This is a genomic window from Sphingomonas sp. Leaf412, assembly GCF_001425405.1.
Classification (GTDB): domain Bacteria; phylum Pseudomonadota; class Alphaproteobacteria; order Sphingomonadales; family Sphingomonadaceae; genus Sphingomonas.
Genome location: NZ_LMQP01000003.1, coordinates 1,118,795 through 1,134,424, shown reverse-complemented (window position 1 = coordinate 1,134,424; position 15,630 = coordinate 1,118,795). Strand labels below are relative to the sequence as shown.

At 68.9% G+C, this 15,630-nt stretch carries 17 protein-coding genes; 12 read left to right on the top strand and 5 right to left on the bottom strand.

Translation table 11 applies throughout. From position 1 onward, the window contains the following. Positions 1-34 precede the first annotated feature (34 nt). Genes folE through ASG29_RS12570 form a run of 5 tightly spaced genes read left to right on the top strand, consistent with a single transcriptional unit; the run spans position 35 to position 4,318 of the window. Positions 35-670: a GTP cyclohydrolase I FolE gene (gene folE / locus ASG29_RS12590; RefSeq protein WP_055984442.1), complete on the top strand. Its 636-nt coding sequence runs from the start codon at positions 35-37 to the stop codon at positions 668-670. A gap of 15 nt (positions 671-685) precedes the next feature. Beyond that, a complete protein-coding gene (locus ASG29_RS12585; protein WP_055984439.1) occupies positions 686-1,417 on the top strand; it encodes an SDR family oxidoreductase in 732 nt (243 codons plus the stop codon). Further along, a complete protein-coding gene (locus ASG29_RS12580; RefSeq protein ID WP_055984437.1) occupies positions 1,410-1,775 on the top strand; it encodes a dihydroneopterin aldolase in 366 nt (121 codons plus the stop codon). Before ASG29_RS12585 ends, ASG29_RS12580 begins: the two co-directional genes overlap by 8 nt. 7 nt (positions 1,776-1,782) lie before the next feature. Then, entirely contained in the window at positions 1,783-3,117 is a 1,335-nt protein-coding gene (locus ASG29_RS12575; RefSeq protein ID WP_055984434.1) for a cryptochrome/photolyase family protein, read from the top strand. A 40-nt stretch (positions 3,118-3,157) separates the two neighbouring features. Further along, positions 3,158-4,318, top strand: coding sequence for an SAM-dependent methyltransferase (locus ASG29_RS12570; protein ID WP_055984431.1), 1,161 nt, complete (start codon positions 3,158-3,160; stop codon positions 4,316-4,318). A gap of 96 nt (positions 4,319-4,414) precedes the next feature. Here ASG29_RS12570 and ASG29_RS12565 read toward each other — a convergent pair whose 3' ends face one another. Together ASG29_RS12565 and purF are read right to left on the bottom strand one after the other, a co-directional pair. Then, positions 4,415-5,125, bottom strand: coding sequence for an SDR family NAD(P)-dependent oxidoreductase (locus ASG29_RS12565; RefSeq protein WP_055984428.1), 711 nt, complete (start codon positions 5,123-5,125; stop codon positions 4,415-4,417). A 1-nt stretch (position 5,126) separates the two neighbouring features. Beyond that, positions 5,127-6,593: an amidophosphoribosyltransferase gene (purF, locus tag ASG29_RS12560; RefSeq protein WP_082515978.1), complete on the bottom strand. Its 1,467-nt coding sequence runs from the start codon at positions 6,591-6,593 to the stop codon at positions 5,127-5,129. Between the two features lie 112 nt (positions 6,594-6,705). Here purF and ASG29_RS12555 point away from each other — a divergent pair, with 112 nt between their 5' ends. The 5 genes from ASG29_RS12555 to ASG29_RS12535 all read left to right on the top strand — a co-directional run bounded on the left by ASG29_RS12555 (position 6,706) and on the right by ASG29_RS12535 (position 10,215). Next, positions 6,706-6,957 (top strand): hypothetical protein, encoded by a 252-nt coding sequence (locus ASG29_RS12555; RefSeq protein WP_055984423.1) that lies wholly within the window; start codon positions 6,706-6,708, stop codon positions 6,955-6,957. Between the two features lie 149 nt (positions 6,958-7,106). Continuing rightward, positions 7,107-7,466: a phosphoribosyl-AMP cyclohydrolase gene (gene hisI, locus ASG29_RS12550; protein WP_055984421.1), complete on the top strand. Its 360-nt coding sequence runs from the start codon at positions 7,107-7,109 to the stop codon at positions 7,464-7,466. Continuing rightward, complete coding sequence (locus tag ASG29_RS12545) at positions 7,463-7,951, top strand: hypothetical protein (RefSeq protein ID WP_055984418.1); 489 nt, start codon at positions 7,463-7,465, stop codon at positions 7,949-7,951. The genes hisI and ASG29_RS12545 overlap by 4 nt, the downstream gene beginning before the upstream one ends. Positions 7,952-7,982: 31 nt before the next feature. Next, complete coding sequence (locus tag ASG29_RS12540; RefSeq protein ID WP_055984415.1) at positions 7,983-8,411, top strand: MerR family transcriptional regulator; 429 nt, start codon at positions 7,983-7,985, stop codon at positions 8,409-8,411. A gap of 1 nt (position 8,412) precedes the next feature. Continuing rightward, positions 8,413-10,215: an acyl-CoA dehydrogenase C-terminal domain-containing protein gene (locus ASG29_RS12535; protein ID WP_055984413.1), complete on the top strand. Its 1,803-nt coding sequence runs from the start codon at positions 8,413-8,415 to the stop codon at positions 10,213-10,215. A gap of 211 nt (positions 10,216-10,426) precedes the next feature. Here ASG29_RS12535 and ASG29_RS12530 read toward each other — a convergent pair whose 3' ends face one another. From ASG29_RS12530 to ASG29_RS12520, 3 genes are all read right to left on the bottom strand, one after another. Then, positions 10,427-11,680: a cell wall hydrolase gene (locus ASG29_RS12530; RefSeq protein WP_055984410.1), complete on the bottom strand. Its 1,254-nt coding sequence runs from the start codon at positions 11,678-11,680 to the stop codon at positions 10,427-10,429. A 179-nt stretch (positions 11,681-11,859) separates the two neighbouring features. Further along, complete coding sequence (gene cysK, locus ASG29_RS12525) at positions 11,860-12,780, bottom strand: cysteine synthase A (RefSeq protein WP_055984407.1); 921 nt, start codon at positions 12,778-12,780, stop codon at positions 11,860-11,862. After that, positions 12,777-14,057: an MFS transporter gene (locus ASG29_RS12520; protein ID WP_055984404.1), complete on the bottom strand. Its 1,281-nt coding sequence runs from the start codon at positions 14,055-14,057 to the stop codon at positions 12,777-12,779. Before ASG29_RS12520 ends, cysK begins: the two co-directional genes overlap by 4 nt. Before the next feature lie 137 nt (positions 14,058-14,194). On the opposite strand from ASG29_RS12520, the gene ASG29_RS12515 reads away from it, so the two are divergent. Further along, positions 14,195-14,491 (top strand): hypothetical protein, encoded by a 297-nt coding sequence (locus ASG29_RS12515; RefSeq protein ID WP_055984401.1) that lies wholly within the window; start codon positions 14,195-14,197, stop codon positions 14,489-14,491. Positions 14,492-14,577: 86 nt separating this feature from the next. Then, entirely contained in the window at positions 14,578-15,630 is a 1,053-nt protein-coding gene (pdhA, locus tag ASG29_RS12510; protein WP_055984396.1) for a pyruvate dehydrogenase (acetyl-transferring) E1 component subunit alpha, read from the top strand.

Here is a 15,630-nt window from a genome sequence, read left to right as displayed (position 1 = left end):
TGCTGCAATGCGGCGCAACGATCGAAGGACGGGGATGGCAAGCGACGGAAACAGTGCAGGCGCGTACGGCGCATCGCCGGCGGTCGATCCGGACGGGAAGCTGACCGTCCCCGACGAGGTGGCGGACGCGGTGAGGACGCTGATCCGCTGGGCGGGCGACGATCCCGCGCGCGAGGGATTGGTCGATACGCCGCGCCGGGTGGCACGCGCGTGGCGGGAATATTGCGCCGGCTACGGCGACGATCCCGCGCGCCATCTGTCGCGCATCTTCGAGGAAGTCGGCGGCTACGACGAGATCGTCCTGCTGAAGGACATTCCGTTCCAGTCGCATTGCGAACATCACATGGCGCCGATCATCGGCCGCGCGCACATCGCGTACCTGCCGCGCGACCATGTGGTCGGCATCTCCAAGCTGGCGCGCGTGCTGCACGCCTATGCGCGGCGATTGCAGGTGCAGGAGCGGCTGACCGCGGAGGTCGCGGACTGCATCTGGAGCGGGCTGAAGCCGCAGGGCGTCGCCGTGGTGATCGAGGCGAGCCACGCCTGCATGACCGCGCGCGGCGTGCGCACGCCAGGGGTGTCGATGGTGACGAGCCGCATGATGGGGGTCTTCCGCGATGACGAGCGCAGCCGGAAGGAAGTGCTGGCACTGATGGGCCTGACGTCGTGAGCGGGGCCGCCTGACATGCGCGTGCTGGTGACGGGTGGCGCGAAGCGGCTGGGGGCGGCGATCGCGCGGGCGGTGGCGCAGGCCGGGCATGAGGTCGTGATCCACTACGGCCGCTCGCGCGACGCGGCGGAGGCGCTGGCGACGGAGCTTGGCGGGACGTGCATCGGCGGCGACCTGTCCCGCAGCGGGACGGTCGCGGCGATGTTCTCGCGCGCGGCGGCGGCGGGCGCGATCGACGGGCTGGTCAATTCCGCGTCGCTGTTCGAGGAGGACCGGCCTGAGGCGATCGATCCCGCGCTCGCGGCACGCCTCCATGCGGTCAATTGCGTCGCCCCCGCGATCCTCGCCGCCGCACTGGCCGCTCAGGGGCGGGAGGGCGCGGTCGTGAACCTGCTCGACCAGAAACTGGCCAATCCCAACCCCGATTATTTCAGCTATTCGCTCAGCAAATACGCACTGGCCGGCGCGACGACGATGATGGCGCAGGCGTTTGCGCCGCGGGTCCGCGTCAATGCGGTCGCGCCCGGCCTGACTTTGAAGAGCGGGGATCAATCGGACGCGGAATTCGATCGCGTGGCGCGTGCCAATCTGCTCGAACGCCCGGTCGAGGCGGCGAATGTCGCCGCCGCGGTCGTCTGGCTGCTGGAGGCGCGGAGCGTGACGGGACAGACGATCTGGGTCGACGCGGGGCAACGTTTTCTGAAACGGGACGGCGACGTGATGTTCGAGAAGGACCGACATGGCTGATTTCGCGATCCTCCTCGACGACCTGGACGTCGCGATGCGGCTGGGCATCCATCCCCACGAACAGGTGCCGCAACGCGTCCGCCTGTCGGTGCGCCTGACGGTCGACTATCCCCTGGCGCCCAGCGCGGACGCGATCGACGAGGTGCTGGACTATGACACGATCCGCGACGGGATCCGTGCGCTGGCGGACGGTCCGGGCTTCGCGTTGCAGGAAACGCTGGTGGAGGCGATCGCGGCGCAGTGCCTGTCGGATCATCGGGTGCGCGAGGTGCGGGTACGGTCGATGAAGCTCGACGTCTATCCCGACGCCCGCGTGGGATGCGAGATCGTGCGGAACCGCGCATCGCACGCGGCGTAGGGACGGCATGACCAGCCTCCTCTGGCTCCGACAGGACCTCCGCCTCCACGATCAGCCCGCGCTCGTCGCCGCCGCACACGAGGGGGCGGTCGTGCCCGTCTACATCCTCGACGACGAGACGCCGGGCGACCGCCGCATGGGCGCGGCACAGCGGTGGTGGCTGCACCACAGCCTGACCGCGCTGTCCGACGCACTGGCGGCCAAGGGCAGCCGGCTGATCCTGCGGCGGGGCAAGGCGGCGGAGGAATTGTTCCGGCTGGAGGACGAGGTCGACGCCGATCGCATTCACGCCATGCGGCATTACGAACCGTGGTGGCGCGACGTTGACGCGGCGCTGGGCGAGCGACTGTGCCTGTACGACGGCAATCACCTCGCGCGGCTGGAGGACGTCACCACCGGATCGGGCGGGCAATATCGCATCTATTCGTCGTTCTGGAAGGCGCTGCAATCGCACCTGCCGCCCGACGAGCCGCTGGCGATGCCGCGCAGCATTCCCGCGCCGGAGCATTGGCCCGCATCGGACACGCTGGCGTCGTGGGACCTGCTGCCGACGAAGCCCGACTGGTCCAAAGGCTTCGACTGGACGTCGGGCGAGGCGGCGGCGCTGAAGAAGGTGAAGACGCTGGACCTGTCGGGATACGACCACCGTCGCAACATGCCCGCGGACGAGGACGGGACGTCGCAGCTGTCGCCGCACCTGCATTTCGGCGAGGTTTCCGCGCGGACGGTGTGGCACGCGACGGGGCGGGGCGACACGACGTTCCGGCAGGAGCTGGCGTGGCGCGATTTCACGTCGGGCGTGATTCTGGCGCTGCCCGAATACGGTGCGGAGAATGGGCGACCGAAATATGATTCCCTGCCGTGGCGACGGTCGCCGAAGGACCTGAAGGCGTGGCAGGAGGGGCGGACGGGCTATCCCATCGTCGATGCCGGGATGCGGCAATTGTGGTCGCTGGGCTGGATGCACAATCGCGTCCGGATGATAACCGCGTCCTTCCTCGTCAAACACCTGCTGATCGACTGGCGCGAGGGGGAGCGCTGGTTCTGGGACTGCCTGGTCGATGCCGATTACGGCAACAACGCCGTCAACTGGCAATGGGTCGCGGGCACCGGCGTGGACGCCAACATGTTCGGCCGCATCATGGCGCCGCTGACGCAGTCGGAGAAATTCGACGCGGGCGACTATATCCGCAAATGGGTGCCCGAGCTGGCGAAGGTGCGGGGGGATGCGATCCACGATCCGGATGCGGCGGGATGCCGGCCGAAGGACTATCCGGCCAAGATCATCGGCCATCGCGAGGCACGTGAACGCGCGCTGGCGGCGAACGCGAAGGTGAAGTAACCGCGCCCGCATGGACGCGGGCACGGTCGTACGGAACACAATGCACAGGCGCGCGCGGCTGCTGGCCGGGCCGTTCCATCGCGTGCTCGATCGCATCGATCGCGGCCTGTTGACGGGTGCGATCGAGGCGACGCTGCCCGACGGGACGCGCCGGCTGATCGGCGGCCATGCGGAAGGGCCGCTGGCGGTCGTGACGCTGGTACGGTGGCGCGCCTTGTGGCGGCTGGTGTCCGGGGGATCGATCGGCTGGTACGAGGCGTGGGAGGCGGGGGACTGGACCAGCCCCGATCCCGTGCAGATCTTCGATCTGTTCATGCGAAACCGCCTGGCGCTGGGTAACGTCGCGCGGGCGCGACCGGCGGCGCGGCTGGCGATGCGGGCGTGGCACCGGCTGCGGCGCAACCACCGCCGTGGCGCGCGGCGCAACATCGCGGCGCATTACGACCTGGGCAACGATTTCTATCGCGAATGGCTCGATGCGACGCTGACCTATTCCAGCGGGCTGGGCGACGGGACGCCGGAGGAGACGCAGCGGCGCAAGCTGTCGCGCATATTGGAGCGGACGGGTGCGCGGGCGGGGGAGCGCGTGCTGGAGATCGGCTGCGGCTGGGGCTCGTTCGCGGCGACCGCGTCGGCGGCGGGTGTGGGGGTGCATGCGCTGACTTTGTCGACCGAGCAGCGCGATCATGTCGCCGCGCTGGAACTGACGGGCGTCACCGTGGCGCTGACCGACTATCGCGACGTCGCCGGCACGTTCGACGCGGTCGCGAGCATCGAGATGGTCGAGGCGGTCGGGCCGGAATATTGGGCGACCTATCTGGCGACGATCGCTGCGCGGCTGAAACCCGGCGGGCGTGCGGCGATCCAGTTCATCACGATCGCCGACGACGTGTGGGACCGCTATCGCCGCGGGGTGGATTTCATCCAGCGCTACGTCTTTCCCGGCGGATCGCTGATCCACGAACCGACGTTCCGCGCGCTGGCGCACGACGCGGGGCTGGCGTGGGAGGATCGGGCGGCGTTCGGGCTCGACTATGCCGACACGTTGCGCGACTGGCGCGACCGGTTCGACGCCGCGACGCTGCCCCCGCGGTTCGACGCCCGCTTCCGGCGGCTATGGCGCTATTACCTGATGTATTGCGAGGGCGGCTTCCGCGGCGGCGGGATCGACGTGGTGCAGGTGACGTTGGTCAAGCGCTGACCGACCGCCACTTACCCCGACCTTCCCTTCGCCCTGAGCGACGTCGAAGGGTATGCGCATAGGCTTCGACTTCGCTCAGCCGGAACGGAGGGGTCCTTAGCCCTCCACCCGCTCGCGGTGACCCGCCGGGAAGCCCGCCACCGCCAGCGCGGCGATGCGGTCGGCGACGACTTCCGGCGGCTTGACCGACGCGGGGTCCTCGCCCGGATAGGCGCGGGCGCGCATCTTCGTCCGGGTGGCGCCGGGGTCGACCAGCGCGACGCGAACCTTGCTGGTCGCCTCCATCTCATCGCCGTAGGAGGACAGTAGCGCCTCGAACGCCGCCTTCGACGCGCCGTAGGTGCCCCAATAGGCGCGGCCGATCGCGGTGCCGCTGGTCGTCAGGCCGACGACGCGCGCGCCGTCGGATCGGCGCAGCATCGGGTCGAACGCCTGGATCATCGCGACCGGTGCCGAGACGTTGAGCGTCAGGACCTGCGCCAGTTCCTTAGGATCGATCGCGGGCACCGCGGTCAGCGTGCCGAGCGTGCCGGCGTTCAGGACCAGAACGTCCAGCGCCTGCCACCGCTCGCCGATCGCGGTCGCCAGACGCGCGATCGCATCGGTCTGCGTCAGGTCGAGCGGCGCGATCGTGGCGGAGCCGCCGGCGGCGAAGATGGCTTCCTCCACCGCCTCCAGCCCGCTGGCGGTGCGCGCGGTCAGGACGACGTGCGCGCCCTTCGCCGCCAGCGCGATCGCGGTCGCCGCGCCGATGCCGCGACTGGCGCCGGTCACCAGCGCGAGCTTGTCCTTCAACGGCAGGTCCATGTCAGTTCACCCGTTCGGCCAGCAGCGCAAACTGATCCTCCGCCGTCGTCTCGTCATGATCGGTCAGCGTGGTGGGATAGTCGCCGGTGAAGCAGGCGTCGCAATATTTCGGCCGGTCGTCCGCGCGACTGGCCTCGCCCAGCGCCTTGTACAGCCCGTCGATCGACACGAACGCCAGGCTGTCGGCATGGATGAAGTCGGTCATGCCGCCGACGTCGTGCTGCGCCGCCAGCAGCTTGCCCCGTTCCGGCGTGTCGACGCCGTAGAAGCAGCTGTGGCGCGTCGGGGGCGAGGCGATGCGCATGTGCACCTCCGCCGCGCCGGCCTCGCGCATCATCTGCACGATCTTCAGGCTGGTCGTGCCGCGGACGATCGAATCGTCGACCAGGATCACGCGCTTGCCCTTGATGAGCGCGCGGTTGGCGTTGTGCTTCAGCTTCACGCCAAGGTGGCGGACCTTGTCCCCCGGCTGGATGAAGGTGCGGCCGACGTAGTGCGAGCGGATGATGCCCAGTTCGAACGGAATGCCCGATTCCTGCGCGTAGCCGATCGCGGCGGGGACGCCCGAATCGGGAACGGGGATGACGAGGTCCGCCTCCACCGGCGATTCGATCGCCAGTTGCGCGCCGATTTCCTTGCGCACCGAATAGACCGAATGATCGTCGACGATCGAATCGGGCCGCGAGAAATACACCCATTCGAAGATGCACGGCCGCGCCGCGACTTCCTGGAACGGGCGGATCGACCGGATTTCCTCGCCGCGCACGATCACCAGCTCGCCCGGATCGACGACGCGAACGAATTCCGCGCCCACGACGTCGAGCGCCACCGTCTCGCTGGCGAAGATGATCGTATCGCCCAGCTTGCCCATCACCAGCGGACGGATGCCCAGCGGATCGCGGCAGGCGATCATGCCGTCGGGGGTCATGACGATCAGCGCATAGGCGCCCTCGACCCGTTTCAGCGCGTCGATGAACTTGTCCAGCAGCGTCCGGTAGCTGGACGTCGCGACGAGGTGGATGATCGTCTCGGTATCGCTGGTCGACTGGAAGATCGAACCGCGGCGGACCAACTCGTGTCGCAGCTTCATTGCGTTCGAGATATTGCCGTTGTGCGCGATCGCGAAGCCGCCCGTGGCCAGGTCGGCGTATAGCGGCTGGACGTTGCGCAGCGCGGTCTCGCCGGTGGTGGAATAGCGGACATGGCCGCAGCCGACGTCGCCGGGCAGCGCGCGGATGATCTCGTCCCGGTCGAAATTGCCCGCGACATGCCCCATCGCACGATGGGTGTGGAACAGATGCCCGTCCCATGTCGTGATCCCGGCTGCCTCCTGCCCGCGGTGTTGCAGCGCGTGGAGTCCCAGGGCGACGAGCGCGGCGGCACCCTCCGCCCCCGACACGCCGAAGATGCCGCATTCCTCGCGCAGGTGATCGCCGTCTTCGGGCTGGAACGGGTGGGTCGTCAGCATAAGGAGAGGCTCGCGATGTGGGGCGCGGAGCCGCATATAGCGGTTGTCGCGGGAATGTCATCCGGGAGCCGGGCGGGTCGTCGCAAGTTATTCGCGGCGAAGGAGAGACGCGATGGCGAAGGACCACGGACCGCAGATCAAGGACGACGCCCTGTATGCGGCGCTTCGCGAGCAGGGGGCATCGAAGGAGAAGGCGGCGCGGATCGCCAATGCGAAGGCGGCGGGGACGCTGGATCGCAAGGGAAGTGCGCTGGAGGATCGGACGAAGGACGAACTGCTGGACGAGGCGAAGAGGATCGGGATCAAGGGGCGATCGACGATGAACAAGGCCCGGCTGGCGACCGCGATCCGCGGGCATAAGTGAGGGCGCGCGTCCCTCGTCCCGAGCCGATTCCGGGGGTCGATCATGCTACTCACCTGAAGGTCTGGGCCCCGCGGTGCGGCGGATCCCGGGACGGGGCGATGTGTCGAAAGCGACTTCGCCACGCGATCGATTCCGGTTAGGGCGACCTCATGCAGGACACCCGCGAAACCGGCCTCGACTTCGCCCCGAAATTCGACGCTGCGGGTCTGGTGACCGCCGTCGTCACCGATCGCGACGGACGATTGCTGATGGTCGCGCACATGAACGATGAAGCGATCGCGGCCACCAGGGTCACGGGCCTCGCGACGTTCTGGTCGCGCAGCCGGGCGCGATTGTGGGTGAAGGGCGAGACGTCGGGCAACACGTTGCGCGTCGTGGAGATGCGGGTCGATTGCGATCAGGACGCGCTGTGGATCGTCGTCGATCCCGCCGGGCCCGCCTGTCACACCGGGGCCGACAGCTGCTTCTATCGCCGGATCATCGATACGGGGCTGGAGCGGATCGCGTGAAACTCCCGTTCGTGCTGCTGATCGCGCTGGCCGGATGCGATCGGCCGGCGCCGACAGCGGCGGTCGCGGGCGGCGGGGCGGCGCTGGAGGCGCAGGCGCGGGCCCGCGGACTGGTCGCCGGCCCCGATGCGGTGTCCCCCGTCGGCGTCTATCGCACCGACGCCGACCGCATATGCGTCGCCCCCGATCGCGACGGCTTCGTCACTGGCGTGAGCGTCGATTACGGCGAGGGGCAGCGCTGCGTCGCGCGCGGACGGGCGACGGGGCGGGACCGGCTGACGATGGACATGGGGGACGGTTGCCGGTTCGAGGCGCGGGTGGAAGCGGACCGGATCGTCCTTCCCGCGATCCTTCCCGACACCTGCGACGAGAAATGCGTCGGCCGCGCGTCGATGACGGGTATCGCGGCGGGTCGCCTGAGCGGCTCCGCGGCGGAAGCGACACGCGTGCGTGGCGCGGACGGCGCATTGCTGTGTGCAGGTTGACGTTCACGTAAGCGGAAGTTAAAAACACGGCATGAGTTCGCGACCCGCGCCGACGTCCACCTTCGCCACGGTCCCGCCGCGCCCCGACCGGGTGTCGTTCACGATCACCGATCTCGCGACCGAATTCGATGTCACGCCGCGGGCCCTGCGCTTTTACGAGGACGAAGGCCTGATCGCGCCGGAGCGGCGGGGCGTGGCGCGAGTCTATTCGCATCGCGACCGGGCGCGGCTGGCGTGGATCCTGCGCGGCAAGCGCGTGGGCTTCAGCCTGGCAGAGATCCGCGAGATGGTGGACCTGTACGACGTCGGCGACGGTCGCGCGGTGCAGCGCGCGGTCACGGTCGCGCGTTGCCGCGAGCGGATCGACGCGCTGCACCGGCAGAAGAACGATATCGATGCGGCTATCGCGGAGCTGGACGGCTTCGTCGCGCTGCTCGCCGAACCAACCGAGGATCACTGACATGCCACAGTACACGCCCCCCGTCCGCGACACGCGCTTCGTCCTCGACCACGTCGTCGGGCTGGACCGCCATGCGAACCTCGCCGGCTTCGCCAATGCCACGCCCGACACGGTCGACGCGGTGCTGGAGGAAGGCGGGCGGTTCGTGGCGGAGGTGCTGTTCCCGCTGAACCAGTCGGGCGACCTCGAAGGATGCACGCGCCACGAGGATGGCAGCGTCACGACGCCGAAGGGGTTCAAGCAGGCCTATGCGCAATTCGTCGAATCGGGCTGGGGCACGCTCAGCGCGCCGGAGGCGTTCGGGGGGCAGGGGATGCCGCACGTCGTGTCGACTGCGTTCCAGGAATATATGATCTCCGCCAACATGGCCTTCGCCATGTATCCCGGCCTCGCGCACGGCGCGATCGCCGCGTTGGTGGTGAAGGGATCGCCCGAGCAGCAGGCGACGTACCTGCCCAAGATGGTGTCGGGCGAATGGGGCGGGACGATGAACCTGACCGAGCCGCAGTGCGGCACCGACCTGGGCCTGATCCGCACCAAGGCGGAGCCGCAGGCGGACGGCAGCTATCGCATCACGGGCACGAAGATCTTCATTTCGGCGGGCGAGCACGACCTGACCGAGAATATCGTTCACCTCGTCCTGGCCAAGACGCCGGGGGCACCGGACAGTTCGAAGGGGATCAGCCTGTTCGTGGTGCCCAAGGTGCTGGTGAACGCGGACGGGTCGCTGGGCGCGCGCAATGCGGTGTCGTGCGGGTCGATCGAGCACAAGATGGGCATCCACGCCAATTCCACCTGCGTCATGAACTATGACGGGGCGACCGGCTGGCTGGTCGGCGAGGAGATGAAGGGGCTGGCGGCGATGTTCATCATGATGAACGCGGCGCGGCTGGGCGTGGGGTTGCAGGGGCTGGGGATCGCGGAGACGGCGTATCAGAACGCCGTGCAATACGCGCAGGACCGGCGGCAGGGCCGCGCGCTGACCGGGCCTGCCGAGCCGGGCGAGAAGGCGGATACGTTGTTCGTCCATCCCGACGTGCGCCGGATGCTGATGGATGCGAAGGCGTGGACCGAAGGGCTGCGGGCCCTGTGCCTGTGGGGGGCGTTGCAGGCGGACCTGGAACATGGCGCAGCGGACGAGGCGGAGCGGCAGCTTGCGGGCGACCTGCTCGGCCTACTGACCCCGGTCATCAAGGGCGTCGGCACCGACAAGGGGTATGAGATCGCGACCAACGCGCAGCAGGTTTACGGCGGGCACGGCTACATCCGCGAATGGGGGATGGAGCAATATGTCCGCGATGCGCGGATCGCGATGATCTACGAAGGCACCAACGGCGTGCAGGCGATGGATCTGGCGGGGCGCAAGCTGGCCATGAACGGCGGGCGTGCGGTGATGGCGTTCGGGAAGCTGGTGACCGACGAGATCGCGGGCGCCAAGTCGGTTGCGGCGACGGCCGACTTCGCCGCACGGCTGGAACGCGCGGCGGGCGATCTTCAGGCCGCGACGATGTGGTTCATGGCGAACGGCATGAAGGATCCCAACAACATCGGCGCGGGCGCGGTGCCGTACATGCGGCTGGTCGGGATCGTGGCGGTCGGGCTGATGTGGCTGCGCATGGCGGGCGCGGCGGCGCGGTTGAAGGATGCGGGCGAGGGGGATGCGGCGTTCCTGGACGCCAAGCTCGTCACCGCGCGATATTTCGCCGAGCGCGTGCTGCCCGAGGCGGGCGGGCTGCGGCGGCAGGTCGAGGGCGGGGCGGAGGCGATCATGGCGTTGCCGCCGGAGATGTTCGCGGCGGCGTGATCCGCGGCGATGCGCTCCCGCGGCGGCGGGAGCCCAAGGTCGCGGGCGGTAGCGTTCGTGGCTCTGGGTTCCCGCTTTCGCGGGAACACGGGAGGCTGGCGGTATATAGGACAACCTCCGTTCGCCCTGAGCGAAGTCGAAGGGTATGCGCAGCGCCTGGGCTTCGAGTTCGCTCAGCCCGAACGGACGTTGCGATCGGGCGGTCCGGGAATTATGGCACCGTCGGGGTCGCCACCGGCGCGGGATCGGCCCGCCGCCGCACCCCGTCCAGCTCCGCCACGCCGCGCGTAGGCACCAGCGCGGGCGGGGTCGGGGTCGCCGCGGGCATCACCTGCCGCTTCATGCATTGTTTCGCATCGGGGCGCGGATATTGCGCGCAGTTCCACAACGCGCGGTCGAAGCCTTCGGCGGTGTTGCGCAGGTAGCTGAACGACATCGCCGCCATCTGCGCGGGCGTAGGCAGGACGGTGGTGGGCAGTTGCCGCCGGTCGGTCCAGCCCATGAACTTGCAGCGCTCGCGCGGGCCGCAGGCGGTGTCGGCCATCGCGCGGAACATCTCCGGCGCGATACCCGCCAGCACCACGTGATAGGTGTCGGGCGCCTCGACGAGCGGTTCGGGGATCGTGCCGGTGAACGGCACCGCCGCCGCCACCGGCGCGTCCGCCGCCGCGAGCGCGCCCGCGATCCCGCCATGGACGGACGACAGCGGCGCCAGCTTCGCGATCACGGGCTCGTCCCCCGACACCGCGCGGCGGAAGGCGGGGGGCGTGCCCCACCAGCCGGTCCAGCGGAAGAACAGATGCGTGTTCACCTCCGCGATCTTGTCCAGGCTGGCGCTCCAGTACGGCACGACCCAGTCGGTGTGGTAATGCGTGGCATAGCCGACCTTGCGATAGACCGCGCCGTTCAGCGCCGCGGTCGCGACCTTGCGCGCGCGATCCCACGCCGGGGCGGCGGGCGGGCGCGTCATCGCGCCGTCGCAGGTGAAGGTGAACTGGCATCCGGTGCGCCGCTCCTGCCCCTGGAAGACGACGCCGCAGACGGTCTTCGGAAAGGCGGGGTGGCGCAGGCGGTTCAGCACGACCTGCACCACCGCCTTCTGCCCGACCGGATCGTCCCCCGCCTCGTACCAGGCGGCGGCGGCGAGGCAGTCGGTGGCGCGCGTCTTCGCGGCGTCGTCGCCCGCGAAGCGGAACGGACGCGCGGCGGGGTTGGGCCCGCGCGCGAACGGGACGGTGGCGTTGAAGGCGCGCGCGTCCTGCGGCGCGAGCGACTGGTATTCGACCGGCTCCACCTCCGGCACCTCGTTCGGCGCCACGATCCGCTGCGGGCGCTTCACCTCGGCGACCGCGGGTGGGGCGATCGCCGGCGCATTCCGCACGGCCACGATCGGGCCGACGATCGCCAGCGCCGCGATGCCGCCGAGGATGATGCGCAGGGACGGGGAGGGGGTGGTGTCGGTCATCGGCTGGTGCGATCGGCCTCGTTCATCAGTCATCACGCGCGCTCCTCGCGCACCCGCCTCCCCGGCGAAGGCCGGGGTCCGGTTGGAAAGGTCGTCGCGACGGCGCGCGGCGCGTCGTTATCGGCCTTGTCCCAACCGGACCCCCGCCTTCGCCGGGGAGGCGGTGAGCGATGGACAGATCAGCTTTCCGGCAGGAAGTCCGGGACCGACAGGTAGCGTTCGCCGGTATCGTAGTTGAAGCCGAGCACCCGCGCATCGTCGGGCAGGTCGGGCAGCTTTTGCAGGATCGCGGCCAGCGTCGCGCCGGAGGAGATGCCGACCAGCATCCCTTCCTCCCGTGCGGCGCGGCGCGCCATGTCCTTGGCGACCGCGGCGTCGACCTCGATCACGCCGTCGAGCGATTGCGTATGCAGGTTGGCGGGGATGAAGCCCGCGCCGATACCCTGGATCGGGTGCGGCCCCGGCTGCCCCCCGGAAATCACGGGCGACGCCTTCGGCTCGACCGCGAACACCTTCAGGTGCGGCCATTCCTTCTTCAGCGTCTCGGCGACGCCGGTGATGTGGCCGCCGGTGCCGACGCCGGTGATGATGACGTCGATCGGCGCGTCGCGGAAATCGTTCAGGATCTCCTGCGACGTGGTGCGCACATGGACGTCGATGTTCGCCGCATTCTCGAACTGTTGCGGCATCCACGGATCGGGGGTCTGCTCGACCAGTTCCAGCGCGCGCTCGATCGCGCCCTTCATCCCCTTCTCGCGCGGGGTCAGGTCGAATTGCGCGCCATAGGCCAGCATCAGGCGGCGGCGTTCCAGGCTCATGCTCTCGGGCATGACGAGGACGAGCTTGTACCCCTTCACCGCCGCGACCATGGCGAGGCCGATGCCGGTATTGCCGCTGGTCGGCTCGATGATCGTTCCGCCGGGCTTCAGCTCGCCGGACTTTTCCGCCGCCTCGATCATCGCCAGCGCGATCCGGTCCTTGATCGAGCCGCCCGGGTTCGACCGCTCCGACTTGATCCACACGTCGGATTCGGGGAACAGCTTGCCCATGCGGATGTGGGGCGTGTTGCCGATCGTCTCCAGGATGTTCCGGGCCTTCATGGCGTAACTCCGTGCTGTTGGGGAACCGCTTCAAGTATCTCGGGCGGGTCAAAGGTCCGCGCGCGCTTCAGTTCCGGGAAGATGCGCGCCCATAGCAGGGTCACGCCGATCGCCCCGACCGCGCCGAACACGACCGCACCGACGGGGCCGAGGAGCGAGGCGAGCAGGCCGCTCTCGGCCTCTCCCAGTTCGTTGGAGGCCGAGATGGTCAGCTGCGACACCGCGCTGACCCGCCCGCGCATCGCATCGGGCGTGTGCAACTGGATCAGGGAAGAGCGGACGTAGACCGATACCATGTCCGCCCCGCCTGCCACGATAAGCGCGGACAGGCTCAACCAGAAATTCTTGGATATGCCGAACGTCAGGATCGCCAGGCCGAAGATCACGACCGACACGAGCATCTTCATGCCGACGTTGGTGGTCATCGGGCGGAAGGAGAACCACACCGCCGTCGCCGCCGCGCCGATGCCCATGCCCGCCGCCAGGAATCCCAGGCCGCTTGCGCCCACATGCAATATGTCGCGGGCGTAGATCGGCAGCAGCGCGGTCGCCCCCGCCAGCAGCACCGCGAACAGGTCCAGCGTGATCGCGGCCAGCACCAGCCGGTTGCGGCGGACGTAGGAGAAGCCGTCGAGGATACGCCGGATCGGGTGGATGTCCTTCTGCGCCGGCGGTTGCGCCACCGGGCCGATCAGGAACATCGCCGCCAGCGCGATCGTCAGCAACCCCGCGATGACGCCATAGGCGACGTCGGGGTGCAGTGCGTACAGCAGGCCGCCGACGCTGGGGCCCGCGATCGTCCCCACCTGCCACGCGATCGAGGAGACGGCGATGGCGGTCGGCAGCACCTCGCGCGGGACGAGATTCGGCGCGAGCGCGGAATAGGCCGGGCCGGAGAAGGCGCGCGCCACGCCGATCAGTACCGCCGCGCCGAACAGGAACGGCAGAGTCAGGTCGCCCGCCCATGTCAGGACGCCGAGCGTCGCGGCGACCACGACCAGCAAGGCCGTGGTGCCGCGCACGATCCACCGCCGGTCGACGCTGTCCGCGATCAGCCCGACGACCGGGGTCAGGAGGAACAGCGGCAGAAATTGCGCCAGCCCGATCATGCCGAGCATGAAGGCGGCGTCCTTGATGTCCATCGTCTGGCGCGCGATGCCGTAGACCTGCCAGCCGATGACGATCGCCTGCGCGCTGACCGCGACCGTCCCTGCGAGGCGGGAAGCCCAATACGCGCGGAAATTGGGGATCGTGAGCGGGTGCGGGACGTCGGCCATCGCATGCGGCTTTGGACCAGCCGCCGCGTGGCGGCAACCGCCCGGTCGGGGGGGGGATCGTGACGTGATCGTATCGATAACGACAATTTAACCACAGCGGGCCTAGCCGTGCCTACGACCAACGGGGCAGGACCGGGATGGAAGAGGACGAGATCGTCGCCGCGGCGCACGAGGAGGCACGACGGATGATCGCCAGCGTCGCCGCCGCGGCACCCGATGCCGAGGTGACGATGAAGGTCGCGCAGTTCCGGAAGCTGGCGCACCTGATCGACGGCCTGGCCGTAACCGCGACGCGCCAGAGCGGGTTCGACGCGCCGATCGACGGGGTGCGTTTCTGGGTGCCGATCCACCATCTGGCGGCCGAACGCGCCCGCTTCGCGCAGATGCTGGCGGCGCGGCCCGCGGATCACGCACTGGATCGCTTCGCCTTCTGACCGCCGGCGCGGTTGCACGCGCGCCCGCCCCCGGCCTATAGGCTGCGTCCAGTTCCCTCCCCGGAAACGACGAGGCCTTCCGACCCGTGGCAAAAGCCCCTGCAAGCACCAAGGCGCCCAGTGCGCCGCCCCCCGCATCCAATCGCGAGCGTCCGGCCGACCTGACGCCGTACGAGGCGTCGAAAGACGAACTGCTGAAATTCTACCACGACATGCTGCTGATCCGGCGTTTCGAGGAGAAGGCCGGGCAATTGTACGGCCTGGGCCTGATCGGCGGCTTCTGCCACCTGTACATCGGGCAGGAGGCCGTCGCCGTCGGGCTTCAGTCCGCGCTGACCGACAAGGATTCGGTCATCACCGGCTATCGCGACCACGGCCACATGCTGTTGTGCGGCATCCCGCCCAAGGACGTGATGGCGGAGCTGACCGGGCGTCAGGCCGGCATCTCCAAGGGCAAGGGCGGCTCCATGCACATGTTCAGCGTGGAGCATAAGTTCTACGGCGGGCACGGCATCGTCGGCGCGCAGGTGTCGCTGGGCGCGGGCCTCGGCTTCGCGCACAAGTATCGCGGCGACGGCGGCGTGGCGCTGGCCTATTTCGGCGACGGCGCGGCGAACCAGGGCCAGGTGTACGAGGCGTTCAACATGGCGGAGCTGTGGAAGCTCCCCATCATCTTCGTCATCGAGAACAACCAATATGCCATGGGGACCAGCGTGAACCGCGCGTCGAGCGAGGATCAGCTGTACCGTCGCGGCGAAAGCTTCCGCATCCCGGGCCTTCAGATCGACGGCATGGACGTGCTGGCGGCGCGCGGCGCGGCGGAGACGGCGCTGGAATGGGTGCGCGCGGGCAAGGGGCCGATCATCCTGGAGATGAAGACCTATCGCTATCGCGGCCATTCGATGTCCGATCCCGCGAAGTACCGCAGCCGCGAGGAAGTGCAGGCGGTGCGCGACAAGTCCGACCCGATCGAACACGTGAAGAAGCTGCTGGAGGAGCAGGGCGTGACCGAGGCGGACCTGAAGAAGACCGAACAGGAGATCCGCAAGATCGTCGCCGAGGCGGCGGACTTCAGCGAATCCACGCCCGAACCCGAACCCGCGGAGCTGTATACCGACGTGCTGGTGGAGACGTACTGA

Excerpts from the sequence above, each read along its gene's own strand:
- folE (WP_055984442.1), top strand. The coding sequence starts at position 35 with ATGGCAAGCGACGGAAACAGTGCAGGCGCGTACGGCGCATCGCCGGCG.
- ASG29_RS12585 (WP_055984439.1), top strand. The coding sequence starts at position 686 with ATGCGCGTGCTGGTGACGGGTGGCGCGAAGCGGCTGGGGGCGGCGATC.
- ASG29_RS12580 (WP_055984437.1), top strand. The coding sequence starts at position 1,410 with ATGGCTGATTTCGCGATCCTCCTCGACGACCTGGACGTCGCGATGCGG.
- ASG29_RS12575 (WP_055984434.1), top strand. The coding sequence starts at position 1,783 with ATGACCAGCCTCCTCTGGCTCCGACAGGACCTCCGCCTCCACGATCAG.
- ASG29_RS12570 (WP_055984431.1), top strand. The coding sequence starts at position 3,158 with ATGCACAGGCGCGCGCGGCTGCTGGCCGGGCCGTTCCATCGCGTGCTC.
- ASG29_RS12565 (WP_055984428.1), bottom strand. The coding sequence starts at position 5,125 with ATGGACCTGCCGTTGAAGGACAAGCTCGCGCTGGTGACCGGCGCCAGT.
- purF (WP_082515978.1), bottom strand. The coding sequence starts at position 6,593 with ATGCTGACGACCCACCCGTTCCAGCCCGAAGACGGCGATCACCTGCGC.
- ASG29_RS12555 (WP_055984423.1), top strand. The coding sequence starts at position 6,706 with ATGGCGAAGGACCACGGACCGCAGATCAAGGACGACGCCCTGTATGCG.
- hisI (WP_055984421.1), top strand. The coding sequence starts at position 7,107 with ATGCAGGACACCCGCGAAACCGGCCTCGACTTCGCCCCGAAATTCGAC.
- ASG29_RS12540 (WP_055984415.1), top strand. The coding sequence starts at position 7,983 with ATGAGTTCGCGACCCGCGCCGACGTCCACCTTCGCCACGGTCCCGCCG.
- ASG29_RS12535 (WP_055984413.1), top strand. The coding sequence starts at position 8,413 with ATGCCACAGTACACGCCCCCCGTCCGCGACACGCGCTTCGTCCTCGAC.
- ASG29_RS12530 (WP_055984410.1), bottom strand. The coding sequence starts at position 11,680 with ATGACCGACACCACCCCCTCCCCGTCCCTGCGCATCATCCTCGGCGGC.
- cysK (WP_055984407.1), bottom strand. The coding sequence starts at position 12,780 with ATGAAGGCCCGGAACATCCTGGAGACGATCGGCAACACGCCCCACATC.
- ASG29_RS12520 (WP_055984404.1), bottom strand. The coding sequence starts at position 14,057 with ATGGCCGACGTCCCGCACCCGCTCACGATCCCCAATTTCCGCGCGTAT.
- ASG29_RS12515 (WP_055984401.1), top strand. The coding sequence starts at position 14,195 with ATGGAAGAGGACGAGATCGTCGCCGCGGCGCACGAGGAGGCACGACGG.